General features: G+C 29.0%; 27 protein-coding genes. 6 read left to right on the plus strand and 21 right to left on the minus strand.

Translation table 11 applies throughout. The features are described 5' to 3' along the window. Positions 1–15 precede the first annotated feature (15 nt). The 5 genes from L1S46_RS14960 to hisC all read right to left on the minus strand — a co-directional run bounded on the left by L1S46_RS14960 (position 16) and on the right by hisC (position 4,997). On the minus strand, positions 16–1,491 hold the full coding sequence (locus L1S46_RS14960; RefSeq protein ID WP_023976837.1) for a leucine-rich repeat domain-containing protein: 1,476 nt from the start codon (positions 1,489–1,491) through the stop codon (positions 16–18). A 130-nt stretch (positions 1,492–1,621) separates the two neighbouring features. Further along, a complete protein-coding gene (locus L1S46_RS14965) occupies positions 1,622–2,278 on the minus strand; it encodes an HAD family hydrolase (RefSeq protein ID WP_011969137.1) in 657 nt (218 codons plus the stop codon). 53 nt (positions 2,279–2,331) lie between these two features. Then, positions 2,332–2,520, minus strand: a complete 189-nt coding sequence (locus tag L1S46_RS14970) for a hypothetical protein (RefSeq protein ID WP_017212999.1) — start codon at positions 2,518–2,520, stop codon at positions 2,332–2,334. A gap of 145 nt (positions 2,521–2,665) precedes the next feature. Next, positions 2,666–3,703 carry a M42 family metallopeptidase gene (locus tag L1S46_RS14975; protein ID WP_017212998.1) on the minus strand — a complete coding sequence of 346 codons (1,038 nt, stop codon included), beginning with the start codon at positions 3,701–3,703 and terminating at the stop codon, positions 2,666–2,668. 229 nt (positions 3,704–3,932) lie between these two features. After that, on the minus strand, positions 3,933–4,997 hold the full coding sequence (gene hisC, locus L1S46_RS14980) for a histidinol-phosphate transaminase (protein WP_023975343.1): 1,065 nt from the start codon (positions 4,995–4,997) through the stop codon (positions 3,933–3,935). A gap of 229 nt (positions 4,998–5,226) precedes the next feature. Between hisC and L1S46_RS14985 the strand changes: the two genes are divergently transcribed. Together L1S46_RS14985 and L1S46_RS14990 are read left to right on the plus strand one after the other, a co-directional pair. Next, positions 5,227–5,853, plus strand: a complete 627-nt coding sequence (locus L1S46_RS14985) for a VTT domain-containing protein (RefSeq protein ID WP_011969134.1) — start codon at positions 5,227–5,229, stop codon at positions 5,851–5,853. 385 nt (positions 5,854–6,238) lie between these two features. Beyond that, positions 6,239–6,862 carry a manganese efflux pump gene (locus tag L1S46_RS14990; RefSeq protein ID WP_023975342.1) on the plus strand — a complete coding sequence of 208 codons (624 nt, stop codon included), beginning with the start codon at positions 6,239–6,241 and terminating at the stop codon, positions 6,860–6,862. A 93-nt stretch (positions 6,863–6,955) separates the two neighbouring features. Here the strand turns inward: L1S46_RS14990 and L1S46_RS14995 are convergent, their stop codons facing one another. The 12 genes from L1S46_RS14995 to L1S46_RS15050 form a co-directional block, all read right to left on the minus strand. Continuing rightward, positions 6,956–8,449 carry an ABC transporter permease gene (locus L1S46_RS14995; RefSeq protein ID WP_017212996.1) on the minus strand — a complete coding sequence of 498 codons (1,494 nt, stop codon included), beginning with the start codon at positions 8,447–8,449 and terminating at the stop codon, positions 6,956–6,958. Further along, complete coding sequence (locus tag L1S46_RS15000; RefSeq protein WP_020372905.1) at positions 8,440–9,177, minus strand: ABC transporter ATP-binding protein; 738 nt, start codon at positions 9,175–9,177, stop codon at positions 8,440–8,442. Before L1S46_RS15000 ends, L1S46_RS14995 begins: the two co-directional genes overlap by 10 nt. A 13-nt stretch (positions 9,178–9,190) precedes the next feature. Beyond that, positions 9,191–10,666: an efflux RND transporter periplasmic adaptor subunit gene (locus L1S46_RS15005; protein WP_039772385.1), complete on the minus strand. Its 1,476-nt coding sequence runs from the start codon at positions 10,664–10,666 to the stop codon at positions 9,191–9,193. A 2-nt stretch (positions 10,667–10,668) separates the two neighbouring features. Further along, a complete protein-coding gene (locus L1S46_RS15010) occupies positions 10,669–11,913 on the minus strand; it encodes a TolC family protein (RefSeq protein ID WP_017212994.1) in 1,245 nt (414 codons plus the stop codon). Positions 11,914–12,235: 322 nt separating this feature from the next. Then, positions 12,236–12,934, minus strand: a complete 699-nt coding sequence (locus tag L1S46_RS15015) for a response regulator transcription factor (RefSeq protein WP_017212993.1) — start codon at positions 12,932–12,934, stop codon at positions 12,236–12,238. A gap of 41 nt (positions 12,935–12,975) precedes the next feature. Next, positions 12,976–14,421: a HAMP domain-containing sensor histidine kinase gene (locus L1S46_RS15020; protein WP_041895818.1), complete on the minus strand. Its 1,446-nt coding sequence runs from the start codon at positions 14,419–14,421 to the stop codon at positions 12,976–12,978. Further along, positions 14,418–14,747, minus strand: a complete 330-nt coding sequence (locus L1S46_RS15025; RefSeq protein WP_238900349.1) for a hypothetical protein — start codon at positions 14,745–14,747, stop codon at positions 14,418–14,420. The genes L1S46_RS15020 and L1S46_RS15025 overlap by 4 nt, the downstream gene beginning before the upstream one ends. 217 nt (positions 14,748–14,964) lie before the next feature. Then, positions 14,965–15,810, minus strand: a complete 846-nt coding sequence (locus L1S46_RS15030) for an RNA pseudouridine synthase (RefSeq protein ID WP_017212991.1) — start codon at positions 15,808–15,810, stop codon at positions 14,965–14,967. Between the two features lie 48 nt (positions 15,811–15,858). Continuing rightward, entirely contained in the window at positions 15,859–16,614 is a 756-nt protein-coding gene (locus tag L1S46_RS15035; RefSeq protein WP_238900350.1) for a YdcF family protein, read from the minus strand. A 140-nt stretch (positions 16,615–16,754) separates the two neighbouring features. Continuing rightward, positions 16,755–17,636 carry an Hsp33 family molecular chaperone HslO gene (gene hslO / locus L1S46_RS15040; RefSeq protein WP_017212989.1) on the minus strand — a complete coding sequence of 294 codons (882 nt, stop codon included), beginning with the start codon at positions 17,634–17,636 and terminating at the stop codon, positions 16,755–16,757. Between the two features lie 26 nt (positions 17,637–17,662). After that, complete coding sequence (locus tag L1S46_RS15045) at positions 17,663–18,400, minus strand: class I SAM-dependent methyltransferase (protein WP_039772377.1); 738 nt, start codon at positions 18,398–18,400, stop codon at positions 17,663–17,665. Positions 18,401–18,501: 101 nt separating this feature from the next. Continuing rightward, positions 18,502–18,720, minus strand: a complete 219-nt coding sequence (locus L1S46_RS15050; protein ID WP_039772376.1) for a small, acid-soluble spore protein, alpha/beta type — start codon at positions 18,718–18,720, stop codon at positions 18,502–18,504. 442 nt (positions 18,721–19,162) lie between these two features. Between L1S46_RS15050 and L1S46_RS15055 the strand changes: the two genes are divergently transcribed. Genes L1S46_RS15055 through dapB form a run of 3 tightly spaced genes read left to right on the plus strand, consistent with a single transcriptional unit; the run spans position 19,163 to position 21,828 of the window. Then, positions 19,163–20,155, plus strand: coding sequence for an aspartate-semialdehyde dehydrogenase (locus tag L1S46_RS15055; RefSeq protein WP_011969120.1), 993 nt, complete (start codon positions 19,163–19,165; stop codon positions 20,153–20,155). 29 nt (positions 20,156–20,184) lie between these two features. Beyond that, positions 20,185–21,063 (plus strand): 4-hydroxy-tetrahydrodipicolinate synthase, encoded by an 879-nt coding sequence (gene dapA, locus L1S46_RS15060; RefSeq protein WP_087702455.1) that lies wholly within the window; start codon positions 20,185–20,187, stop codon positions 21,061–21,063. 9 nt (positions 21,064–21,072) lie between these two features. After that, the gene (gene dapB, locus L1S46_RS15065) at positions 21,073–21,828 is read left to right on the plus strand and encodes a 4-hydroxy-tetrahydrodipicolinate reductase (RefSeq protein WP_039772374.1); all 756 of its coding nucleotides are present in this window, start codon (positions 21,073–21,075) and stop codon (positions 21,826–21,828) included. A gap of 234 nt (positions 21,829–22,062) precedes the next feature. Here dapB and L1S46_RS15070 read toward each other — a convergent pair whose 3' ends face one another. The 3 genes from L1S46_RS15070 to L1S46_RS15080 form a co-directional block, all read right to left on the minus strand. Continuing rightward, a complete protein-coding gene (locus L1S46_RS15070) occupies positions 22,063–22,371 on the minus strand; it encodes an MGMT family protein (RefSeq protein WP_039772373.1) in 309 nt (102 codons plus the stop codon). A gap of 305 nt (positions 22,372–22,676) precedes the next feature. Continuing rightward, entirely contained in the window at positions 22,677–22,994 is a 318-nt protein-coding gene (locus tag L1S46_RS15075) for a pyrimidine/purine nucleoside phosphorylase (protein ID WP_077829202.1), read from the minus strand. 84 nt (positions 22,995–23,078) lie between these two features. Next, complete coding sequence (locus tag L1S46_RS15080) at positions 23,079–24,224, minus strand: aminotransferase class I/II-fold pyridoxal phosphate-dependent enzyme (RefSeq protein ID WP_011969115.1); 1,146 nt, start codon at positions 24,222–24,224, stop codon at positions 23,079–23,081. 155 nt (positions 24,225–24,379) lie between these two features. Between L1S46_RS15080 and dapD the strand changes: the two genes are divergently transcribed. Then, positions 24,380–25,090: a 2,3,4,5-tetrahydropyridine-2,6-dicarboxylate N-acetyltransferase gene (gene dapD / locus L1S46_RS15085; RefSeq protein WP_011969114.1), complete on the plus strand. Its 711-nt coding sequence runs from the start codon at positions 24,380–24,382 to the stop codon at positions 25,088–25,090. A 226-nt stretch (positions 25,091–25,316) separates the two neighbouring features. Here the strand turns inward: dapD and L1S46_RS15090 are convergent, their stop codons facing one another. Then, positions 25,317–25,967 carry a single-stranded DNA-binding protein gene (locus tag L1S46_RS15090; RefSeq protein ID WP_011969113.1) on the minus strand — a complete coding sequence of 217 codons (651 nt, stop codon included), beginning with the start codon at positions 25,965–25,967 and terminating at the stop codon, positions 25,317–25,319. Positions 25,968–26,154 lie beyond the last annotated feature (187 nt).

Raw genomic sequence — 26,154 nt, forward strand, 5'->3', positions numbered from 1 at the left:
ATATTAACAACAGAATTAATATGGATAGTAGAAGAAATGAGTAGCTCTATCTGTTGTCGCAGTATCTTGAAGAATAAGCCTTTTATGTAATACCGAATTTCCAAAGCTTGTCCTTTGGTTATCTACAATATAAGCATATCCATCTTTATCCCAACCCATAAAAATATAAACATGAGTATAATTATTTGTAAATACAATATCTCCTGGTTTAATCTGAGAGAAATCATAACTATAAACAAATCCCATATTCTTTAATATGTTCTCTAACTGATATGTATTTGCTGTTGAAGTTGGTATATTAACACCTATTCTTCTTAACGCTTCAGATGTAAAGTATACGCAGTTATTACTAGTAATTCCGTCATGCAATGCAACAGCAGTACTATCTACGCTTAATTGATTATTCACATTAGTCATATATTTAAACAATTGATAATTTGTACTTGAATGCGAATAATTAGAGGAAGTATTCACTGTTTCACCTCTAGGATTAACGTATGTATAATTATCTAGCCACACATTCTTAATTAATGAACCATCACTGGAAAATCTATATTTTTTACCGTTTATAACCGTATCCCCTGATGCCATTATACCTGACGTCCCATCCAGATAGTATATCTTATCATTTAAAGTTAACCATCCATATTGCATTGCTCCTGATCCTGAAAAATAATAATAGCTATTGTCTATCTTTATCCATCCAATCGCCATTGAGCCATTATCATTGAAGAAATATTTAATGCCTTTTATTGTTTGCAATCCTTTTTCCATTTTTCCATCTTTATCAAAATAGTACCAAATTCCAGATATCTGTTTCCAGTCATTCTTTATTGCACCGTTCATTCTGTCATAATAGTACCAATTCTTATCCTTATCGCTTTCCCAACCATCTTTTACATTACCATCGTCATTGAACTGATATTCCTTACCATCGATAGTTTCAGTTCCTTTAAGCCTATTTCCATTTCTATCCAGATAGCACCATTTACCCTTTAAAAAATACCACCCCTTATCTAACCTAAACTTATTTCCTTCAACATCGCAATAAGTATAAGTACCATTTACTATTTTTTGAGTTATATTTTTAGGTAATCTCTTTAATTGATTATTTCCTAAATCTAAATAAGTTAATCTAGGTAAATCTCCTAAATAATCAGGAATATCTTCATATATATAGCAAGAATTTAAGTTTAGATACTCTAGATTCTTTAACATCTTTATTTCTTCCGGTATATTATTACCAACTCTCTTATGGCTTAAATCAATTTTTTTGATATTCAAAAAATCTGCTTCTGTTAAGTTGTCCACTTTTTTACTTAACTGCTTGGCCACTTCTTCTGTAAGCCAGTTGTCATTAATTTCAACACCACTCTTTTCTACAACTTCCCCACTAATCCTTGCGTCTTTTGCATAAGTTATTACTGGAATACTATTAATACATAAAAATACTGCTAATATTGCTATTTTTTTTACTCTATTGCGTCGCATCTAATCGTCTCCCTTGATTTTTTTCATATAAATTATACCATTTTAGACGTATAATCTCAAATAATTTTAAAAAAATCAATTTTAGGAAATTTAATAGTATCTGCTTTTTTCTCACTTATTCTATATACTTTTAAATTATATGATTTTCTAGAATATTACTTAAATCTATATCTCGAATTGAGTTAACAATCATATCTGCTTTAGATAAATCTTGATTTCCAGAGTTAATATTTTTAAATCCTATACAATTCATTTTAGCATCTTTTGCAGCAAATACTCCATTCCTAGAATCTTCAATAACGACACATTCTTTTGGCGATATTCCCAATTTTTTTGATGTTTCAATATAAATATCTGGTGATGGTTTCCCTCTTTCAACTTCTTCTCCGCTTATAATATATTTAAAGTATTCTTGTAATTTAAACTTTGATACAACTATATCAATTAAATCTTTAGGTGATGATGATGCTATTGCAGCAGGAATATTTCTATTCTTTAATTCTATTAACAATTCTTTGATTCCATCTATTGGCTCTAAATGAGATTCAATAATCTTCATTTTAGTCAATTCTACTTTATAGTCTATTATTTCTTCCAGTGATTTTTTTATATTGTAATTTTCCTTTATATCCGTATACATATATTCATTTGTTGATCCTACGTATTTTTCCAATTCTTTTTCTGAAATATCACAACCTAATTCTCTTATTGTTTGCATATCCACCTCAAAATGAATTGGTTCACTATCAATAATTACTCCATCCATATCAAATATAAATGCTTTCATAATATACCTCCAAATTAATAAAATACATAAACTTTACATCGCTTTAGAATTTGCTATAATGATCTAAACAATTCCTCAAACGTATCGAATTCAACTATACCTTCATCACTAATCTTATCTTTTTCGCATGCTGTATAAATATATCTAAATGAACTAATTCCACTTAATATCTCATTAAATTCTTCTATTTTCTTTTTAAAAAACTCGCTTGCATTTTTAAATTCTCTATATCCATAATCCATCCCCTCCTTTTGCATAATAGAATTATGCAAAAGTTACTAAAATCGTTTCTTAAATGTATCTATATCACTTATCTTTTATCTCAAAAGCTACTTTATATAACATACATTTAATTTTGCAATCCTACTAATAGATTATGATTATTTTTTAATTAGTTAAGTAAGAATATAATAATTTAATAGTATTTTCAAAAGCACTATAATGAGTCCTTTCCATGCCATGAGATGCGTGGACGCCTGGTCCTATCAACGCTCCGCGTATATCATTTCCACCTCTTAAAGCAGCCCCTACGTCTGAGCCGTACATTGGATAAATATCTACAGCATATTTAAGCTCATTATCCTTTGCAAGATTAATTAGTTTTGTTACCATATTATAATCATATGGTCCTCCTGAATCTTTGGCGCATATTGATACATCATATTCACTGCAAGTTAAATCATCGCCAATACATCCCATATCTACTGCTATCATCTCAACTATATCGCTTGGTATATATGATGCTCCATGTCCAACTTCTTCATAAGTTGAAATTAATATCTTGGTAGTATATTTAGGAACTATTTTTTCTCTATTAAATAATTCCAATAAACCCATTAAACAAGAAACACTACCTTTATCATCAATAAATCTTGACTTTATAAACCCACTCTCAGTAATTGTTGTTTTAGGATCAATAAATATAAAATCTCCTACACAAATACCCAACTTTTGAACATCACTTTTTGAATGAACCTCTTCATCAATTCTTATTTCCATATTTTTTGGATCTCTTGTTTTACTTGAGCTATCCTCAAAAACATGGGCTGCAGGACTTGTGCTTAAGAATGTTCCTGTATATTTCTTTCCTTCCCTTGTTCGTATTGTACAATATTCGCTGTCTAAAGTCGGAACAATTGGTCCTCCAAGTAAGGTAAACTTTATTTTTCCATCTGAAGTTATTGATCTAACCATGGCTCCTAACGTATCTACGTGCGCAGATAATCCTAATATTTTTTCATCCGATTTACCCTTTATAGTTATTATTCCACAACCTTTATTGGTAGTTTCAAAACTATATCCTAGTTCTTTAACTATATCTCTTATTTTATCAATTATCTCAAAGCAGAAGCCAGTTGGACTATCAAATTCTAATATCTCCTTTGCAACATCTAAAACGTATTCTTTATTAACACATAATTCCATAAAATCAACCTTCCTTCAAAAATTAAAATCTCTTTGTTAATTTCAAAAATGCCTAATCATAAATTCAGACAAAAATTTCATTATATCAATATCCTTAACTCTTACTCTATATGACTAATAACATTCTCTAATAAGTAAAATTAGATACAATTCACTAAATAGGATTTCCAAAAGTAATCCTATTTAGCGCATTGCATCCAACTTTGCTATACTTTTATCATAATTCTTTTTAATTATTACTCAAAATAAATCTTAATTTTCCAATTAAAATATCCATTTCTTCATCGGTTCCTATTGTTATTCTCAAAAAATTATCTATTCTTTCTTTATCAAAATATCTTACTAGTATTCCTTGACATTTCAAATTCTCATAAATAAACTTCCCAGAAGCACTGTTATGACTAGCAAAAACAAAATTTGATTTTGACTTTAAAACTCTAAAATCTAATTTTTCTAATTCCTTGACCACTTTTTCTCTTGTTTTTACTATTTTCTTAGTTATTTCCTCAAAATATTTACTATCTTGAATAGCTGCTTTAGCCCCAGCTAAAGCCACTCTATCTATAGTATAAGAATTTATGCTATTTTTAATTCTGTTTAATCCCTCTATTAAATCTTTATGACCTAGCGCAAATCCAACTCTTAATCCTGCTAATGAACGTGATTTTGATAATGTTTGAATTACTAAAAGATTATCATATTCATGTATATATTTAACCATTGACTGGCCACCAAAATCTATATAAGCTTCATCAATAATTACTACTCTATCTTTATTAGCTTCAATTAAACTTTTTAAGCTTTCTGTATTTATATATTTTCCTGTTGGAGCATTAGGATTTGGTATTATTACTCCACCATTTGTCTTTTTTAGCTCTTCCAATGGTATATCAAAATTATCGTCTAATTTTACTAATTCATAATTTAAATCAAAAAGTTCAGCATAAACCTTATAGAAAGTATAACTTATATCTGGAAATAATATTTTTTTGTTCTTTGAAAAGAAAGTCATAAACGAAAATGCCAAAATCTCATCCGAACCATTTCCTATAAATATTTCATTCTCATCTAACTTATAATAATTAGCTATTTCACTTATTAACTCACTACATGTTGGATCTGGATAAAGTTTCAAGTCATCATTAACCGCGTTCCTCATGGCTTCTAAAACTTTATCTGATGGTGGATACGGATTCTCATTCGTATTTAGTTTTATGTACTTTCTATCCTTAGGCTGCTCCCCAGGCACATAAGGCTCTATTTCTCTAACTTTATCATTCCAATATTTACTCATACAACTGCCCCCTAGTATGTTATGTTTTTACTATATTATACCCTAAGTCTAAAATATCTTCTATTACTTTATTATTATTAATAATTCTTAAAATAAACGAAAGATTTCCAATTTTTTAACATTTTCTTATAATTTATTGGTAAAATGGTTTATAGTAAGGTGGAAATATGAGTATTATAAGCTTTTTTTCTACGTCTCTAAGTTCAATATGAAAGGAGTGGTAAATTTAATGAGTAAGCTATTCAAGGGTATTGTTATTATATTTTGGATATCTATCTTATTTGTTTTTCTTAAATATCAATTATATAGTGATGGAGTTAATAAGATAATATTTTTTTTAAATACATATGGAAAATTCAGTGCAATTTTATTTTTCATAATTGCATCACTAAGAATTTTCACACTAATTCCTTGTACAATTTTTATAATTATTGGCGGAATATTATTTAATCCATATGAAGCATTTATTTTAACTGCAACAGCGAATTTATTAAGTGAAATTCTATTATTTTTCTTTGCAAGACTTACGTTTGGAATGAGTTACCAGAATAAAATAGTAAATAAATATCCCAAAATATACAACATGATAAAAAAAAATAATGTGCAACTTCTAGCTTTAGGGGTATCTTCACCAGTTGTTCCCACCGACATTATTTGTTTTTTTTCTGTATTAGCTGAAATTAGCTTTATTAAATATACTTTAACAATATTTTTTGCAGATACACCAATAATTTTGCTTTATACATTTTTAGGAATTAGTATAAAGTATTCGTTATACGTATTTGCTGTTATGCTTTTTATTATCATACTAGTTAATTATTTTAATTTCAAAAAATGGAGTAATCAAACTAATTAAACAAAGATAGCTATTGATTATGTTATTATATTTACATAATCAATAGCTATTATTAATATTTATCAAATTCTATCGTTTATATATGGATCTTACTTAAGCACATCTATAGGCGAATTTCCTATACCTTTATAATCTTACATATAGCCCTTAAACACAACTGAATTTTTACGACAAATCCATTTCTTTATATGTTTGTTGCATCACCTAATATCAAACCTTTATGTTTATAAAATATTAAGCGAAATTTACAACACGACTTTTAATATTTAAATATCTCATTCTTTTTTCAATCAAATACAAAAAATATCTTATAAATTTATCATATTACAATCTTTTTTTAAATAAAATGAATATATTATACTAAAATAATTTTTAGGAGTTCCATATGATTCTTATATCACCTCTTTTACTAGCTATTTCAACAAATATAGTAACATTATCATTTTTTTTATCTTATGGAATTAAGAAAATACATTTATCTAAATCAAATAGTATTTTACTTGCAATAGTAACTTCTGCTAGTACATTTGTTTCTATGTATATTGGTAAATTAATTCTGCCCTTAATAGATCCTAAGGTCAGTAATATATTTGGTGCTATTCTTTTAAGTTATATTGGTATTTCTTTTATAGTTGAGAATATTCGCTTAGAAAAAAAACGTCTTGGTTACGATACTTCCTTTTATTATGAAAGTTCTTTTAAATATAAAAACCTCTTGGAGGATTCTTATATTCTAAATTTAGATAACTCTCATAATATAAATCTAAGAAAATGTTTAGCTCTTTCCATCTCACTATCTGTAAACAATATTTGTACAAATTTTGCTGCAAGTATAACAGGTGTTAATCTTAGTATAAGTGTATTTTTAAATTTTATTATTTCTATCTTATTTGTATATATAGGCTACTTTAATCGAAATATCAATTTTTCAAAATATTTGATTAGATATTCAAATTTTATTTCTGGAATTGTATTAATCGCTTTCGGAATTTATGAAATATTTGTTTAATAATAATATAATAATGCCATGGAGTAGTAATGCAGAATATATCCATGGCATTAAAAATTATTTTTAGAACATTAGCTTATTCTAAAATCCATTCTATTCGTATCTAAGTGCTTCTATAGGATCTAGTTCAGCTGCTTTCTTTGCTGGATAATATCCAAAGAATACTCCAATAAACATTGAAAATGAAAAACTTACTAAAATAACTAATGGCGATACTGTAGTTGCATATCCCATAGCTTTTGAACCAATTGCTCCTGCACCTAAACCAAGTAATATTCCTAAAATACCACCAATGGAGCATATTATAATTGATTCAACTATAAATTGCATCTTTATATGACTGCTTTTAGCTCCAAGTGCCTTTCTAGTTCCTATCTCTCTTGTTCTTTCTGTAACAGATACTAGCATTATATTCATAACTCCAATTCCGCCAACCACTAGCGAAATTCCTGCAATAGCAGATATAGCCACTGCAACTGTAGTCATCATTGATGTCATTGATTCAAGCATACTTTCCATATTGCTTGCTTGAGCTTCAAACTTTGCATTTTTTGCATAAAGCTTAGATAAGTAGTCTGATAATTCATTAGTAAATGACTGAACATTTACTTCATCTTTTGCTTTTATTTGAAATGTCTGGTAATTTTTATTAGTTGCTGTCTTCTTTGTTACAGTAACAGGAATATATAGGTCAGTAGTTAAATTTTCATCAGATGTTGTTCTATTTCCTCCCGAAGCCTTATATTTATATACTCCAACTATTGTGTATGTGTAAATTGCATTTGATGTATAAACTTTTATATCTTGATTTATGGGATCTACATTTGTTCCAAATATCTTGGATACTAATTTATCTGAAACTACTGCAACATCTTTTGCTCCATCAATATCATTTTGTGAAATATATCTACCTTCGGCCATTTCCAAATTTTTAACATCTTTATATCCAACATTTGTCCCTACTGTGCTTACATTAGAATACGTTGAATCATTTTTAACTTTACCTGAGCTACCACTTTCAGATACACTTATAGAACTTATTTCGTCACTAAAGTTTTCCTGTAAATCATTTATCTGTTCCATTGTCATAAGGTCAATATCTTTTGCAGTGCTACTTGATTTTCCTTGTCTTCCTGAACCTCCTGGAGGCATTCCTCCTCCGCTTGCTGCTTTCATTGCACCTGCACCTGGCACTCCACCCCCACCTTGTGGTGCGCCACCGCCTGACTTTGCGCCTCCACTATTATTTGGTGAATTGCCATTTGAGTTTTTCGAGTTTGAACTATTAGAATTTTTCGAACCTGAATTTTTTGAATTCGAATTATTTTTGTCCTTTAAATTCGAATTATCGGAATTCAACGAATTTAATGTACTTGTAGTACTTTTTTCTTGCACGTTAACTGTAATATTAGTTGCACCCATTGAAGACATTGAACTTGTTAAAGAAGAGGTCATTGCATTTCCTACTGAAACAACACCAATTACTGACGCTATCCCTATTATTATTCCAAGCATTGTAAGTAACGCTCTCATTTTATTGGATTTAAGCCCCGCAACTGCAAGCATTATATTTTCTTTTATAAACATACTTTGTCCTCTTTTGGAAATCTTCTGTAGTACATATCATTCTTTTTTTCAGATATTATATTTCCATCCTTCAAAGTTATAATTCTTTCTGTTTCCTCCGCAAGTTCGCTATTATGGGTTATAAATACAATGGTTTTGCCTTCCTGTTCATGAACTTTATGAAACAAATCCATAACCAATCTTCCAGTTGTTGAATCAAGTGCACCTGTAGGCTCATCCGCAAGTATTATACTTGGATCATTAGCTAATGCTCTAGCAATAGCCACTCTCTGCTTTTGTCCTCCTGACAGTTCATTGGGTTGATGAGACATTCTATCTTTCATTCCAACAAGATCTAAAAGTTCTTCTGCACGTATTCTTCTATCTTTTTTACTCATTCCATAGTAAAGCATTGGCAATTCCACATTTTTCAAAGCTGAACTTCTTGGAATTAGATTATATGTCTGAAATACAAAACCTATTTGTTTATTTCTTACTTCAGATAAACCATTATCAGATATTTCATTGATATTTGTACCATCTAAAATATAGTTCCCAGAAGTTGCTCTATCAAGTGCTCCTATAATATTCATTAATGTACTTTTTCCAGAACCAGATGAACCAACTATTGCTACAAATTCTCCTTCTTTTACACTAATATCAATTCCTTTTAAAATATTTAATTGATTTGGAGTTCCAATATAGAAGCTTTTTGTAATGTCTTTCATTTCTATTATATTTTTACTCAAAGACACTCACCCCCTACTTTGTTTTTCTAGAATTTATTTCTACTGGATCACCAACTTTATAGCTTGTTGGTTCATTAAGTATAATCATTCCATCTGATAGATCAGAACCATCAATTTCAACATTTGCATTTGATTCTATACCTTTAGTTACTGGAATCTCCTTAACGATATATTTCCCACCCTGTTCAACTGCTGCATAAACCTCGTTTTGTCCACTGTTATTAATTACTGCTCCATATGGTACTGAATAAATATCATCTTTTTCATCTGTGATAATATTTACTACTGAATTCATACCTACTTTCACCTTATCATTTTTACCGGTTAACTGTACCTTAACTGTGAAAGATACATCACTGCTTGTCGTATTACTAGTGCTACTAGTACTAGTGCTAGTTTTACCGTTACTACTACTAGTTGTACTTGTACTCGCACTGGCAGTACTAGAAACTGGTTCAACACTTAAAACTTCTGCATCAATAATATCAGAACCTGAAGCATCCGTTGTTATTTGAGCTTTTTGTCCCACTTTTACTTTTGCGACATCTGTTTCATCAACACTCGCATTAACAATTAAATTGTCTAAATCCTGAATTACAAATAATGCCCCAGATGCTTGTATACCTACTACAGCATTTACATTAGTTACTGTCCCATCTACAGTCGCTACAACCTGAGCATCTTGCAATTTCTTTTTCTTGTCTTCATATGCAAGTCTATTACTCTTATCATTAGCTGCTGCTTGAGCAGATTCATAAGCTGTTTTTGCTTCAGATAATGCTTGATCAGAATTAACTTTTGCTGCTTCTAATGCAACTGTTGATTTATCATAAACTCCTTTGGAATTTTCATAATTGGTTTTTGCTGTATTTAGATCTTGCTGAGAGATTTCGCCATTTTGAAACATGACCTTATCATATTCATAAACTTTACTCTTATCTTCCATATCGAGTTTTGCACTATCAACAGATTTTTCTGCATTTATTATATCAGTTTGTAAGTTATTATCATGTAAATACTGCAAATTGTCATATTTTTGTTTTGCACTTGTTAATGATAACTGATTTTTTTGCTCATTTGCATTTAGAGTTTGTTCTGCCTCAGCAAGTTGTTCTTGAAGAGTTGATGTATCTATTGTTGCAAGCACATCCCCTTTTTTTACTACATCTCCAACTGAAACATTAATTGATGCAACATTATATTCTAAATTTGAATATATATTAGTTGAATCTCCACTCTTTATAGCGCCTGATGAACTAATTGTTGTAGCAATATTTGTTTTCTTAAGAGTTGTATACTTAACGCTGCTTTGTGTTACTTTCGTTTTAGCAAATTTAACCTTATAAATACCTGCTCCTATTGCTAAAACAACTAATATCGCAACTAAACTTATAACTTTCTTTTTAGTTAAAAATTTTTTCTTGCTTGCTTCAGTTGTTTCCATAATTTCTTTATTAGCTAAAGTTTTTTTATTAAATAAAAGCTTCAATTTTAGTAACCCTCTTTCATTTCAATGTACTTTAAATAAGACAAATAGCATTGATTTCTTTTATTTATAAAATCCGCATTATCATTATCTAGAGTCAATTTCGCAGCATCTACATCATTTTTTGAAACAAATCCATAATCATATTTTGTTTGCTCAATTTCATATTCTTTTTGTTTCTGGTTTATTACATCATAACTGCTTTTTATTGAATTGTAAGAAGTCATTAAATCATTATATTGTTTTTTAAAGCTTGTCTCAGTACTATTCATTAGCGACTTTAATTTGTTATTTGCTTCTTCAACTTTATTATCATAAATATCTTTATTATCATAATCATCTTCAGCATCATCTAAATCATCAATCTCATCATTTTGAAGTTTTATATCAATATTATTTTCAAGCATTTTGCTCAAATCATCTTCATAATTAATTTTAGATATAACATCAAAATTTTTATCTATATCATTTTCAAATGTAACTTTACTCTCAGAACTTATTCCAAGTAAGTTAAATAGCTTAAGTTTATCAAGCTCTGCTGTATTCTTTGACGAATCCAAGTCGTCAACTGAAGTATTTCCTTGTAATAATTCAGTATATTTATTTTTAGATATAAAGCCACTATCATATTGAAGTTTATATATTTGTTCTTTCTTAGTATTAATATTCACTGTATCTTCTTTTATTTTTTCATTTGGTAAATCAGACAAATAAGTTATGTATGCCTGTTGAGCTGCGTAAACTTGATCTTCAATTTCCTTGTTATAATCATCCCTGGCTGTTTTAAAAGCATCTCGCTTTGTCGTTAAAGTTGTATCAGCATTATCATAAGCATTTTTCGCATCATAAGCTGCTTTGGCATTATCATAAGCTACTTTAAGAGTTTCTTTTTGAGCGTCATCTGTACAATTTTCATAAGCATTTTTTGCCGATTCATAGTTTGACTCGATATTCTCCTTATCACTATAAGCATCATATGAGCTCTTTGCACTACCATAATCATCTAATGCATCATGATATTCCTCTTGTGCTATTTTTAAATTATTCTGTTTAATCTTAATATCTAAATTATTTTCAGTCATGATATCTCTTATGTTTTCTAATGATACTTTAATCGTACCACTATCAGACACTTCGTTAACTGCACTATTATCAGTCGTAGCAGCATATGCACCTGGTATATTAAGAATTGATATGCCACCAGAAACCACTAAAGTTCCAATTAAAAAACTTATAAATGTCTTTCTCAATCTTGTCTCCTCCTCGATTTGTCATTTAGTAATATTATTCTATTTTAAATTTATTTTCTAATTATAATAAAGGATTGTAACATCTCTATTACACATATATAAACAGAATATAAACAAATGTTAAATTCATGTTAAATTTAATATTATAAATTAAAACTAGAGGTGCAAGTAACTTTTGCATTTTCTTACAAAAGTTACTTGCACCTCTAGCCAACATTTCATAATTTCATTATTTTCCCATGTGGTTTTTAAAATTTATAGTATAAACTCAAACCATTATCAAAATAAACATATTTTTATTCAATATGAAATAATTATTAGTTTATAAGTTAAATCTATATCCAGCTCCCCACACAGTTTCAATATACTCAGGATTACTGCTATCTAACTCAATCTTCTCTCTTATTCTATTAATATGTACAGTTACAGTAGAACTATCTCCTAAAGATTCTTCTCCCCATATCCTGTCTAGCAATGTATCTTTTGAAAATACGATATTAGGGTTTGAAGCTAAGAACATTAAAAGTTCAAATTCCTTGTTAGCAAATTTAACTTCATTTTTCCCTATATAAACTCTTCTTGCTTTAAGTAAAATTTTAATACGCCCAATAGTTATTGAACTTTTTTCATTATCGCTATTTTTTTCAATGGTTGTGAGACGTTCATATCTAGAAATATGTGCATTTACTCTTGCTACAAGTTCGCTTGGACTAAATGGCTTTACAATATAGTCATCAGCACCTATGCCGAGTCCTTGTATTTTATAGATATCTTCTTTTTTAGCAGTTACCATCAAAATGGGTATTTCTTTAACAGCTCTTATCTCCTGACAAACTTTAAATCCATCCTTTCCTGGCAGCATAACATCTAAAAGGATCAAATCAAATTCTTCATTTAGCGCAAGATCTAGTCCTTTATATCCATCTTGAGCAATTTCTGTTTTAAATCCAGTTATCTCCAGATAATCTCTTTCTAATTCAGCTATACTTTCATCATCTTCTATTATCAATATCTTTTTCATTGACTATCCTCCCTACCTTATAATATATATCTGTTTTACAATTATCTTTTAGGTAATGTTATTCTTATTGTAAGTCCATCATTATTAAAAGCTTCAATCTCTCCATCATGCGCTTCTATTATATGTTTTGCTATAGCTAATCCAAGTCCACTTCCTTCATTAGGCTTTGTTCGTGAAACATCTCCTCTATAAAAACTTAGAAATAACTTTGAAAGCTCTTCATCAGGAACCCCTGAACCATTATCACTAATTTCTAATATTGCAAATTCCTCATCTTCATACAATTTAATTTTTATTTTAACTAAATTCTTTTGCTTATATTTAACACTATTATCCAATATATTCAGAAGAACTCTATTTATTTCATTATAATCGAGTTTCACTAATGTTGAATTCTCACATTTACTTTCAAATGAAATTTCAACGTTTTTTCCATAAAACTCTTTCTTAGCACACCTGTAAAATCTCTCTATATATTCCCTAATGCTTACTACATCAAATTTAAATGGAAATCGGCCTGTATCTAATTTAGAAAAAAGGAACAGACTATCAACTAATACATCCATATCACAAGCCTTAGTATAAATTGTGTCTAAATACTTTTTTTGTTTTTCAGGAGTATTTGCTACCCCATCACGTAATCCTTCCACATAACCTTTAATTGCAGTTAATGGTGTTCTTAGATCATGGGATATTCCTACCACTAGTTGCTTTCTATCTTCTTCATATTTTAGCTGCATATCGACCGAATGTTTTAATCTTAATCTCATTTCATCAAAATCACCACAAACTTGTCCAAATTCATCATCACTTTCATAATTCATTTCAAAATCCAGATTTCCGTTTTTTATCTGTTCAGCTCCATAGCTTAAAAGTTCTAAAGGGCGAATCAATTTCTTATAAATCTTACTGGATAGTATAACATTAGTTATCGTAACAACAATTAGCGAAATTATAATAACTATTATTATATAGCTTATTACCAAAGTTGACATTTCATTTTTTATGTCAATCCTTACAGGTTTATATGATGGATTTATTGCAATAATATTTACTACTTTATTATCCTTAACAAAGCTATTTTTAACTAAAGATATGGAGTTCATCTCTAAAACTAATGAATTAGATTTGAAAAGTACATCATCTCCTATCATCGAAATAGCTTCTTTATCCTTATCTTCAATATTTGATGACACAATTTCCCCATCATATGTTATTATTAGATGATATCCCTTAGGATCAAGAAATTTCTGTAATTGCTCTGGAAATTTATCTAAATCATTTTTATTTTCTATATTTCTCATATCTGGTTTTAAACTTTGTTGAATGAAATAAGCATTCTGATCATGCTCCCTATAACCTTCAAATTTATTTTCATAAGCCTTTGAAAATGGAATATTCATTATAAATGCAATAATAAATATGATAATTACAGGTATAATTAACATGAATATATTTGAAATGGTTAGACGTTTCTTTATTTTCATAATAGTTCCTCAACCAAATTCTTAATAACATATAAACTTGATAAATTTATTTTATCTGGATTCGTCAACAGGGAATAATCCTTTATCCATAAATTACCCTGAACTATTTTGCACTCTTTTATTTCTTCCGTTGGATCTTCATCATAAACTTCTTCCAATTCCTTTGTCTTAGTAAGTACAACAATTCTTCTGCATGCCTCTTCATGCTCATCGTAAATATTAAAAAAGCTGTTATATGAATCGTAGCTTCTAACTGATGTCACTACCTTTAAAAATAAATTATATCTTTCTGCTGCATCAATTGCTTTTATCAATTCTTTTTTCATACTATCTCTCCATGTGAATCAAAATATTTCTTCAAAACTATAGTGGTTTATATAATAAAAAGGCTAAATATCCCTATATTATAGAATTTACTTATAATTTTAACTATAACTTTACTATATTTAATTTAATTATCTCATAGGGATATATCCTTTTCAATAAAGTTTACTTATATACTTATCAATATTAGCCTAAAATTGATGTTAACTAAAATATTTTTTACCTAAGCAACTCATTTTTAAGGCTTTTTATTTCATTTTCCTCTAAGTACCTCCATTTTCCTATCTCCAGATTATTAAGCTTTATATTCATTATTCTAATTCTTTCAAGTTTAATAACCTTATAACCTAAAGCTCCGCTCATCTTACGAATTTGTTTATTCATCCCCTGAGTTAGTATAATTTTAAATGTATTATCATCTACCCTTTCTACTCGACATGGTCTTGTTTTAACAAACTTATTTTTTTCACGTTCTATATTTTTCAATTCTTTCAACTGTACTATGGATGAGTCACCTATATTTTCTTCCCCTAGTGGATTTTCTTTATCTTCTATTTTATTATATAAACCTAATTTATCACTTATCCTTCTAACACCAGAACTTTTATTCCCTGTAATCTCCACTCCATCAGACATCCTCTTTAAAAATTCATCATCAAAGTTTTTATTTACTTGAACTAAATATTCTTTTTCATGCATATTATCGCTTTCTAAAATCCTATTAGCAACTTCACCATCATTAGTCATTAAAATAAGCCCTTGCGAGTCTTTATCTAATCTGCCAACTGGAAATATATAGTGTGGATATTTCATATAGGAAATTATATTATCACTAACTTTATTCTCTGCAGTACAAGTAATTCCAACTGGTTTATTCAAAACAATATATACTTTTTCCACCGTAGAAATTGGTTTGCCGTCAAATATTATTTCATCCGAATCATTTACCCATTGTCCCTCAACACAATATCTTCCATTTATAATAATTCTCTTTTCTTCAATCAATCTATTTGTTTCCTTTCGAGAACAAATTCCATAGTTACTAAATAATTTATTTATCCTCATTGTTTACGCTATCCTTTCAAGCTACTAAAATTCAATTGTATATTAATATTAATCAAATATTATACTTTTAACAATAGCAAAAGCTTCTCTTGTATATGTTATAGGAATTAAATACCATACAGTGCGACTAGAATAATTGCTATAATTTACATATCCGTTTCTCTTTGCTAAGATACTGCTTCTAAGAGCATGAAAATCGCTTGTTACTATTTTAATATTAAGTTTATCTAGAGATTTTCCACTATTTTCTTCTATTTTTGCTTTTGAAAATTTAAGATTCTCATCTGTATTCCTTGAATTATCTTCAATTATTACTTTTTCCTCATCAACTCCTCTATTTAATAAATATTTTTTCATTGCATGTGATTCTGGCAGCTTCTCGTCAGATCCTTGTCCTCCTGATAAAACAATGAATCTACAATTATCTTCTTTTATGTATTCTAAAGCTGCATCCAACCTTCCTTGAAGGATTAAACTTGGGTTAGAGTTAGTATCAAGTCCTGCTCCCAAAACAATAATATAATCTGCATTCCCCTTATTATATTTAGGATAATTAATTATAAAAATTTCTATTCCTAAAAAAAATATACCTCCTATGCAAATTAGTACTTTTAAAACTTTAAAATACCTATATATAAACTTATTATTTTCTATTCCCCTCTTAATAAAATAATATATTATTAAAGTAACTCCTAAAATAAAAATAGGAATACTAAATGAGATTTTAGAGCTGCTTATAATATTTATTACTGCAATATATACTATAATAATCATGCCAAAGATAATATCCAAATTTTTTTTCATAACATGCACTCCTTAATTAAAATAAAAAATATTCTGTTATAATATTTATGCACGAAAAAAGAGAATAATCTGCTTTTTCATAGTTTTCCAAATTATTCTCTGTATCTTTTTATTATTTTTATTCTATAATTTTAGTATGTTTATCTACTATTATTTAATAATTCTCCTATTTCATCATTAGTAAATTCATATTTAGTATTGCAAAAGTTACATACTATTTCCTCATTCTTTTTGTCATCATATATCTCTTGAAGAGTTTCCTTTCCAATAGATATTAAGGCTTTTTCAACTCTTTCTCTAGAACAATCACATTTATATTCTGGAGTTAAAGAATCTAATACTTTTAAATCCATTCCATCAAAAATATACTCCAAAATTTCTTCTATTGTTTTTCCTTCACTTATTAATGTAGTTATTGGTGGAATTTCTTCTAATCTATATGTTATAACATCTGCAAGAAGTTCATCTGCGCCAGGCATCATTTGCACTATAAATCCACCTGCCGCCTTTATAGATAAATCTCTATCAACCAATACACCAAGTGATACCGCTGATGGTGTTTGCTCAGATGCTGTGAAATAATATGCAAAATCTTCTGCTATTTCTCCAGTTTGTATAGGCACTTGTCCAATATATGGATCTCTAAGCCCTAAATCCTTTATTACATATAAAATACCATCTGTTCCAATAGCTCCTCCAACATCTAATTTTCCTTTTTCATTAAGAGGCCTATCAACATATGGATTTCCAATAAACCCTTTAACAGATGCATCACTATGTGCAGTTACTGTTATTCCATTTATTTCCCCATTACCATTTATTTTTAAAGTTACAACTTCTTTTTCACTTTTTAGTGTAGTTCCTATAAGTGTACCTGCAGTTAACATTCTTCCTAAAGCTGCTGAAGCTACAGGCGTACATTCATGTATTTTACAGCCCTCATTTACTAAATTAGTAGTAATCCCTGCTATTATTCTAACCATTCCATCCTTAGCTGTTGCTCTAACTATTTTATCTTGCATTTTTATCTCATCTCCTATTTCACGTCTTATTTACTTACTATGTAAAGTATTCTTTCACTATTTTCATTTACTTCCTCATCAGAATATCCTGAAAATTTATTTATTATTCTAAAGTTACATTTTTTTAATATATCTTCTATATAGCTTTCTTTATAAGCTCTCTCAAAATGCTCTTCTTCAAATTTTTTATATAGTTCATTTTCGGTTTTTACGAAGAATGTTAAAAACATATTTAATACATCATCTTCAAATGAATTTTCCCACGTATAAAAAATTTCTTCAGAACTGTAAGTGTATATATTATTTCCGAGAACGGTAGAAAGTTTATAATACGAATTTATATCAAAAATAAATATACCATTTTCTTTTAAATGTTCATATACACTTGAGAAATAATCAAGCAAATCTTCATCCTCAGTTATATAATTAGTTGAGTCAAGAACAGAAGTTATAAGATCAAATCTTTTATTTAAACTTAACTCACACATATCTTGACAAATTACTTTTGCTTTAATTTTATTCTTTTTAAATTTATCAAAAGCTACATTTAACATATCATCTGACAAATCTACTGCATAAACAGTTTTAAAGTATTTTGCTACATTAATCGAAACATTTCCAGTTCCACATGCTAAATCCAAATAATCTTCAAACTTTAACTTATTTTTTCTACATATATTTATAATCTTATCTGCAACTTTATCATAATTAATATCTTCATATATTAATTCATCATATATATTGGCAAACTCTTTATAAGCCATCTGCTTTATCACGCCCTTAACGTAAATTTACTAATTCATCTAGTATATTATATCGTAATTATTTACTTAGTCAAATTAGTAAAAATATAGAAGCTTGTCATTTACTTTGGCACTTTTTTTCTTTTAGCCATTATTCCGCCTATTCTTCCGGTCTCTCCAGAAGATAGTCCGCCCCATCCTTCTTTATTAACTTTATCGATTAAACCAAGTTCTTCTGCAATTTCATATTTAACTTTTTCTCTCATTTTTTCAGCTTCAGTAAGCTCTTTATTTGCTTTAAGTTTTGCTTTTATTGTCTTTTTTACAGATTTATTACTCATTCTTTATCCCTACCAATCTTAATAATTAGTTTTTTATTGATATTTCTTTATTTATGAAAAGAATAAAAGAAATAAAAAAATTCTAAGTTACTTGAATTACACTATAAAAATAAATTGTAAAGTTTATCTTTTCATCCAATATTATTTCCTTCTATCACTTTACTATTCTATAAAAATATATTTTTACAAAAATTACATTTAATTTATAATATTTTATAAGATTTATACGACATAATAGCTGCTAATAATTATTTCAACTTCTTGTATATATATGCATAAATATACACATTATTTCATTACTCCCCTAATTAATGGAATAAATAATTCTTTATGAATAGTTTTTTTCAACTTATTTTGCTCATTGACTTGATATTTAATCAATATTTAACTATAGTAATTGTATGTATAAAAATATTAATAAATAAATTTAGGAGGGATTATTGTGTATAATATTGCAATAGTTGGGGCTACTGGAAATGTAGGTAGAAAATTTTTAGAAATCTTAGAAGAAAGAAACTTTCCAGTAAATAATTTATATCTTTTTGCATCAAAGCGATCTGAAGGAAGTACTCTATCATTTAGAGGAAAGGATTATGTAGTTGAAGAAACTTGTGAAAAGAATATAAAAGATAAAAAAATAGATTATGCACTATTTTCAGCTGGCGGAGATGCTAGTACAGAATTTGCACCTATTTTTGCGCAATATGGGGCAGTAGTAATTGACAATAGCAGTGCATGGAGAATGGACCCTGAGGTGCCACTTGTAGTACCAGAAGTTAATCCAGAAGATATCAAACTTCATAAAGGAATAATTGCAAATCCAAATTGTTCAACAATCCAAGCAATGCCTATAATGAAAGCTTTACATGACAAATATGGAATTAAGAGAATAGTTTATTCAACATACCAAGCAGTATCTGGAGCTGGTGTCCAAGGTATAAGAGATTTAGAAGATGGTGTTAAGGGTGTTGCACCTAAGAAGTTCCCTTATCCTATCGCTGGTAATGTTTTACCTCATATAGATGTATTTTTAGAAGATGGTTACACTAAAGAAGAAGAAAAGATGATTAAAGAAACTAGAAAAATTCTTCATGAACCAGATTTAAGAGTAACTGCTACTACAGCTAGAGTTCCAGTACTTAATGGGCATAGTGAAAGCATCAATGTTGAACTTAATTCTGAATTTGATATAAAAGATATTTTCGAATTATTTGGAAACACTCAAGGTGTAACTGTATATGATAAAGTAGACGAATTGAAATATCCAACTGCTCTTGAAGTTTCAGGAAAAGACGACGTTTATGTTGGAAGAATCAGAAGAGATTTTAGTGTGGATAATGGTTTAAACCTATGGGTTGTTGGTGATAACATAAGAAAAGGTGCAGCACTTAATGCTATTCAAATTGCTGAAATAATGATAAAAGATAATAAATAGTTCTTAGTAATTAAGTTGGAGGAATCTGAATGTCAATATTTCAAGGCTCAGCTGTAGCTATAGTTACGCCATTTAATGAAAATGGAATAAACTTCGAATCACTTAAAAATTTATTAGAATGGCACGTTAAAGAAGGTACTGATGCCATTGTAATTTGTGGTACTACAGGTGAAGCTACTACGATGACAGAAAAAGAGAAAAAAGATGCAATTAAATTTACAGTTGATGTAATAAACAAAAGAATTCCTGTAATTGCAGGAACCGGTTCAAACAATACTGCTGCTGCTATTTCAATGAGTAAATATGCTGAAAGCGTTGGAGTAGATGGACTTCTTGTTATTACACCATATTACAATAAAACTACTCAAAATGGTTTGATAAAACATTTTAAAGCTATAAATGATGAGGTTAATACTCCTATTGTACTTTATAACGTACCGAGTAGGACAGGTGTTAATATTGCACCTAAAACTTTAGCTAAGATTGCTCAATTAAGCAATGTTGTTGCGATAAAAGAAGCTAGCGGAAATATCAGCCAAATACTTCAAATGAAGGCGCTTTGCAGAGGTTCTATAGATATTTATTCTGGTAATGATGATCAAATTGTATCTATAATGTCTATTGGAGGTATAGGCGTAATTTCAGTTTTAGCTAATATAATTCCAAGTAAAGTTCATGAAATAGCTGAAAAATGTTTAGCTAATAAATTTAAGGAAGCTTTAGATATTCAATTAGACACATTATCTTTAGCTAATACTTTATTTTTAGAAACGAATCCAATCCCAGTTAAAACAGCCATGAATCTTATGGGCCTCGATGTTGGTCCTTTAAGGCTTCCACTTTGTGAAATGGATAATAACAATGAGGAAATACTAAAAGCTGCTTTGCTAGATTATAAATTGATATAAGGTGATAATATGATAAAAATAGTATTAAATGGTTGCTCAGGTAAGATGGGTAAGATGATTACAGAGTGCGCTGATAAATTTAAGAACTTAGAGATTGTTGCTGGAATTGATAAATTTCCAAGTAATGCTCCATATCCTATCTTTGAAAGCACTGAGGATTTAAACATCCAATATGATGTTTTATTAGATTTTTCAAGAGCTGATGCTCTTCATAGTCTATTAGAAATAACAGAAAAAACTAACAAACCATTAGTAATATGTTCAACTGGCTTTACACCAGAAGATTTATCTTTAATAGATGAAAAGAGTACTACTCTTAAGCTATTTAGATCAGGTAACATGTCTTTTGGTATTAATTTAATTAATTCTCTTTTAAAGAAAGTAACTCCTCTACTCTATGGAAACTATGATATTGAAATAGTTGAAAAGCATCATAATCAAAAGGTGGATGCTCCAAGTGGAACTGCAATTATGCTTGCTGATTCCATAAAAGACTCTATAGAAGATACAACAAAGTACATCTATGGAAGAGAAGGAAATTCCAAAAGAGAAGAAAATGAAATTGGTATACATGCAGTTAGAGGTGGTGGTATAATTGGAGACCACGATGTTATCTTTGCCGGAACTGGTGAAGTAATAGAATTAACTCATAAAGCAATTTCAAGAGAAGTTTTCGCAGTTGGTGCTCTAAAAGCGTGTGAATATATGGCTTCTGTATCTCAACCTGGATTATATGACATGAGTGATGTTATAGGAATTCAATAAATTAGTTACTAATTAAAATAAATAACTGTACTATAGTTTCTAGGAATTTAGATGGATGATTCTAAGAATAATAACCATCTAAATTCCACTGAAACATATTATAAATGCTTATATTACTTATTTTAAGTGATATAAGCATTTATAATATTACATCTACTTGTATTATTAAATATTCTATATAAAGGGAATCAATAGAATTTAAATAATTCTGTTCATTCATCTTGCATCTCCACCCTAATATTCCCACTTATTTTTCTTCATATCAACATGATTACTATTTTTAAAGGATACACCTTCTTCTAATAGCAGAAATCGTTGTTCATCCCACCCTGGTACCAATCTTCCAGCATGATTTACCACGCGATGACATGGATATTGCCCATAAAATTCTGCCTGACTAAGAATCTTCCCAACAAGCCGTGCATTTTTGTCTCTGCCAATAAGAATAGCAATTTGTCCATATGTAGCTACTTTCCCTTCAGGGATTTCTTCTACAACTGAAAGTACTTCATAAATTAATTGTTCATTCATTATCTTTTTCATACATTCACCTTTTATAATAATCCTTGCTTGAAGACATTGCGATATTTTGCACCATATTTTAATATTTAATCTTCTGTTTTGATGATATAATACTAACAAAAAAATAAATATTGTGTCAACGTAACACAGTGAAAAGTAGTTATAATGAATTACCTGTTAAATTTACTTAAGCCTATTTCGGATAGTTATTGAGTTTTTTACTTTGTTTAGCAAGTTCCCACGCTCGGCATACCATGAAGAAAAAAGCACCTGTAAAAACAGATGCTTTCATATCTATATCTTTATAAGTATTTTTAATACCTTAACTATTCTTTAATATAAGAGCAACAGTAATCTGCCACTTCTTTTACTATTAGACTGAATTTAGAATTTGCAGGTACTATAAAAGTATCTCCTTCTTTGTATGTAACAAATTTATCTGAACCTGGTAATTTTACATCCATTGAACCTCCTAGGATCTCCATTGCCTCTTTATCTCCAGTTCCAAATTCGTAATCTCCAGGTAACATTATCCCCAAAGTTTTTCTTTCACCATCTTCAAATATGATGGTTCTGCTAGTTACATTTCCATCGAAATATACATTTGCTTTTTTTACTGCTGTAACATTTTTAAATTCGCTCATTGTTATGCCCCCTATTTTTATTTATTATTTATATTAAAGAGTTCATTAAATAATATCTTATCTTATTGTTTCTAAAACTTTTAATTAGCAATTTGTGAAATTTGATTTTAAAAATCTTTCAAATCTATCAAATGCCTCTTTTAAAATTTCATCACTATAGCAATATGAAATTCTCATATATCCTTCCCCTAAATCACCAAAGGCTGTACCTGGTACGCAAGCAAGCTTTCCTTCATTTAATAACTTTTCACAGAACTCTTCAGAAGACATATTGAACTTTTTAATTGAAGGAAATATATAAAATGCTCCCTTAGGTTCTGCAACTTCCAAATTAAGATCCCTTAATCTATTCAAACAGTAGTCTTTTCTTCTTTCAAAGGTCTTTCTCATATTTTCTACATCATTTAAAGATTTTTTTAGCCCTTCAAGAACTCCATATTGTGCAATAGAAGGTGCACACGAAACACCATATTGATGTACTTTCATTATTTCTTTCATGTACTGTTCACAGCATGCAACATAACCTATTCTAAGCCCTGTCATAGAAAATATTTTAGAGAACCCACTTACATATATAACTTTATCTTTTATTTCTTTTGCTTGCGCTATTGAATAATAATCATCGAAAATTATAGATGAGTACATTTCATCTGTTATTACTATGATATCTTTATCTTTTATTAATTGAACAAGTTCATTTCTTTGCTCGTTAGATAAAATTGCACCTGTAGGATTTGATGGAAATGACAACATTAATACTTTAATATTTTCACTATCTAATTTTTCTTTAATTTTATCTATGTCTAATGTGAAATCTTCATTTAGAGGATATGTTACTACATCTGCCCCTATCATTATAGAAATATTTTCATAAGCTGGATAAGCAGGTCCAGGTATTAATATTTTATCTCCTGAATTCATAACAGCAAATAATACTGAATATAATCCTTCACTTCCACCAACTGTTATGCATATTTCATCTTTATTATATTCAATATCAAATGTTCTTAAGTAATTACAAATTTCTTCTCTAAGTTCGTCAACACCTGCATTTGATGTATAAACTGTTTTATTATCTCTTATAGCCTGAATCATAGCCTCAGATATATCTATTGGCACAGGAAAATCTGGCTGTCCGATGGTTAGTGATATTGCTCCTTCAACTTTCTTAACTTTCTCGGCAAATCTTCTTATTCCCGAGATTTGTATTTTCTCTACTTGTTTATTCATAATTTATGCGCCCCCGTTTTGCAATATAAACTTATTTTACCTCATTAATAAAATTGATTCAAACTATTTGTGTTTTTTTACTTATTCCCCTTTTAATTGCGTTCAATCTTTATTATAATAAGGATGATTGCGAAAATAATGGAAAGGGTGATATAATGTCATATAATTTAACGGATCCTTATGAAATTGCTAGATTTATTAAGGAATCAAAAAAATCTACTCCAGTAAAAGTCTATGTTAATGGAGATTTAAGCAATGCTGAAATGAATGATGTAGAGTGGTACGGTTCTAACGGATTTTATATACTAATGGGAGAATCTGATTCTATAACTAAAATAGTTTTAGATAATAAACATCTTATAAAACACTTTAGAATAGAAAATGATAGAAGAAATTCTGCTATTCCAATGCTAGATTTACTTGAAGTTGACGCTAGAATTGAGCCAGGTGCTATCATCAGAGATAAGGTTACTATTGGTAAAAATGCAGTAATAATGATGGGTGCAGTAATAAACATTGGTGCTGAAATCGGAGATGGAACTATGGTTGACATGAATGCTGTAGTTGGTGCTCGTGGGCAATTAGGTAAGAATGTTCATCTAGGTGCTGGTGCTGTTGTTGCTGGAGTATTAGAACCACCAAGCAAAGAACCATGTATGATTGGCGATAATGCCTTAATTGGTGCTAATTCTGTAATCCTTGAAGGCGTTAAGATAGGTGCAGGTAGCGTTGTAGCTGCTGGTTCTGTTGTTACAGAAGATGTTCCAGACAACGTTGTTGTAGCTGGTTCTCCTGCTAAGATAATCAAGGCAGTAGATGACAAGACAAAAGATAAAACTCAAATATTAGATGACTTAAGAAAGTAATTATTTTTTATTAGAAATTCAAAATTACATAATATATTATTGAGAAAGTACCTATCAGATGTATAAAGTTAATATACTGGTTATTTCTCATAATTAAATAAAAGGTTTCAATAAATCTATATTAATTGAAACCTTTTTATTTACCAAAAAAAATACTATATTTATGTTACATAATGCTTATAGCTTTTTCGAATTTAGAATATTTATTTTAATTAAATAAACAATTCTATACTGCGCCCTCTTCTCCAGTGCTCTCTTCCTTATTAGCTCTTTCCATTTTTGAGATTGATACCTCATATGCAATCTTTTTCACAACTTCACTATCAGATACCTTTTTTTGATATTCTCTGCTTTGAAGTCTTCCCCATACCTTAATATTATCTCCAACATTTAAAGTTTGACAGAATCTTGAGTTTCTTCCCCAGGCAATAGTTGGAATATAATCTGATTTATTGTATGCTCTATTTACGGCAAGTAATACATCTGCAATCTCACGTCCAAATGGTGTAGTTCTATAAATAGGCTCCTTACAAATGTATCCATCTAAAAATATTTCATTGGGATTTTTACTTCTTTCTAGACATGGTTCAATGTTTCTTGCAAAAACAGTAAGTATTAGCTTGTTAGATCCATCAATAAACTTGTTATAAGATCTAAGTTGACCTTCAACAATTATTTCCACACCCTCATCAAGCTTTATGTCACTTAGTAATCTTTCTGAAACAGTAATATTTAATTTATCTACTGAATCACTTAATCTCATTACATCTAAATCAAAAGTGTAGAAACCCTCCCCATACATTTCATGACTAAACTCTAATCCAGATGTTACCTTGCCTTCAAGGTAAATTTTGTTATTTAACATCAAATTATCCATTGTAATCCCTCTCTCCATCGGAAATTATTTTATTTTGTGTAATATATGCTCCCACTAGCATATATTACCATTATAATACAAAAACTAGTTTATTTTCAATAAATATTAATTATTTTTATCCGATGACTAACTGCCCTTAGTAAATCACAATTTTAAAGATAGTAGTAAGTGGCACTAGTCCCTGGAT

It is taken from the genome of Clostridium sp. YIM B02500 (assembly GCF_022324665.1).
Classification (GTDB): Bacteria; Bacillota; Clostridia; order Clostridiales; family Clostridiaceae; genus Clostridium; species Clostridium beijerinckii.

Bases quoted from the DNA above. Each gene is read 5' to 3' on its own strand.
- L1S46_RS15045 (WP_039772377.1), bottom strand. From the start codon at position 18,400: ATGGCTTATAAAGAGTTTGCCAATATATATGATGAATTAATATATGAA.
- L1S46_RS15035 (WP_238900350.1), bottom strand. From the start codon at position 16,614: ATGAAAAAAAATTTGGATATTATCTTTGGCATGATTATTATAGTATAT.
- hslO (WP_017212989.1), bottom strand. From the start codon at position 17,636: ATGCAAGATAAAATAGTTAGAGCAACAGCTAAGGATGGAATGGTTAGA.
- L1S46_RS15090 (WP_011969113.1), bottom strand. From the start codon at position 25,967: ATGGATAATTTGATGTTAAATAACAAAATTTACCTTGAAGGCAAGGTA.
- L1S46_RS15025 (WP_238900349.1), bottom strand. From the start codon at position 14,747: ATGAAAAAAGAATTGATAAAAGCAATTGATGCAGCAGAAAGATATAAT.
- L1S46_RS14995 (WP_017212996.1), bottom strand. From the start codon at position 8,449: ATGTTTATAAAAGAAAATATAATGCTTGCAGTTGCGGGGCTTAAATCC.
- L1S46_RS15070 (WP_039772373.1), bottom strand. From the start codon at position 22,371: ATGAAAAAGATAATGAATGAACAATTAATTTATGAAGTACTTTCAGTT.
- dapD (WP_011969114.1), top strand. From the start codon at position 24,380: ATGTCATATAATTTAACGGATCCTTATGAAATTGCTAGATTTATTAAG.
- L1S46_RS15075 (WP_077829202.1), bottom strand. From the start codon at position 22,994: ATGAGCGAATTTAAAAATGTTACAGCAGTAAAAAAAGCAAATGTATAT.
- dapA (WP_087702455.1), top strand. From the start codon at position 20,185: ATGTCAATATTTCAAGGCTCAGCTGTAGCTATAGTTACGCCATTTAAT.
- L1S46_RS15080 (WP_011969115.1), bottom strand. From the start codon at position 24,224: ATGAATAAACAAGTAGAGAAAATACAAATCTCGGGAATAAGAAGATTT.
- L1S46_RS14960 (WP_023976837.1), bottom strand. From the start codon at position 1,491: ATGCGACGCAATAGAGTAAAAAAAATAGCAATATTAGCAGTATTTTTA.
- hisC (WP_023975343.1), bottom strand. From the start codon at position 4,997: ATGAGTAAATATTGGAATGATAAAGTTAGAGAAATAGAGCCTTATGTG.
- L1S46_RS15020 (WP_041895818.1), bottom strand. From the start codon at position 14,421: ATGAAAATAAAGAAACGTCTAACCATTTCAAATATATTCATGTTAATT.
- L1S46_RS14975 (WP_017212998.1), bottom strand. From the start codon at position 3,703: ATGGAATTATGTGTTAATAAAGAATACGTTTTAGATGTTGCAAAGGAG.
- L1S46_RS14985 (WP_011969134.1), top strand. From the start codon at position 5,227: ATGAGTAAGCTATTCAAGGGTATTGTTATTATATTTTGGATATCTATC.
- L1S46_RS15050 (WP_039772376.1), bottom strand. From the start codon at position 18,720: ATGAGTAATAAATCTGTAAAAAAGACAATAAAAGCAAAACTTAAAGCA.
- L1S46_RS14990 (WP_023975342.1), top strand. From the start codon at position 6,239: ATGATTCTTATATCACCTCTTTTACTAGCTATTTCAACAAATATAGTA.
- L1S46_RS14970 (WP_017212999.1), bottom strand. From the start codon at position 2,520: ATGGATTATGGATATAGAGAATTTAAAAATGCAAGCGAGTTTTTTAAA.
- dapB (WP_039772374.1), top strand. From the start codon at position 21,073: ATGATAAAAATAGTATTAAATGGTTGCTCAGGTAAGATGGGTAAGATG.
- L1S46_RS15015 (WP_017212993.1), bottom strand. From the start codon at position 12,934: ATGAAAAAGATATTGATAATAGAAGATGATGAAAGTATAGCTGAATTA.
- L1S46_RS15030 (WP_017212991.1), bottom strand. From the start codon at position 15,810: ATGAGGATAAATAAATTATTTAGTAACTATGGAATTTGTTCTCGAAAG.
- L1S46_RS14965 (WP_011969137.1), bottom strand. From the start codon at position 2,278: ATGAAAGCATTTATATTTGATATGGATGGAGTAATTATTGATAGTGAA.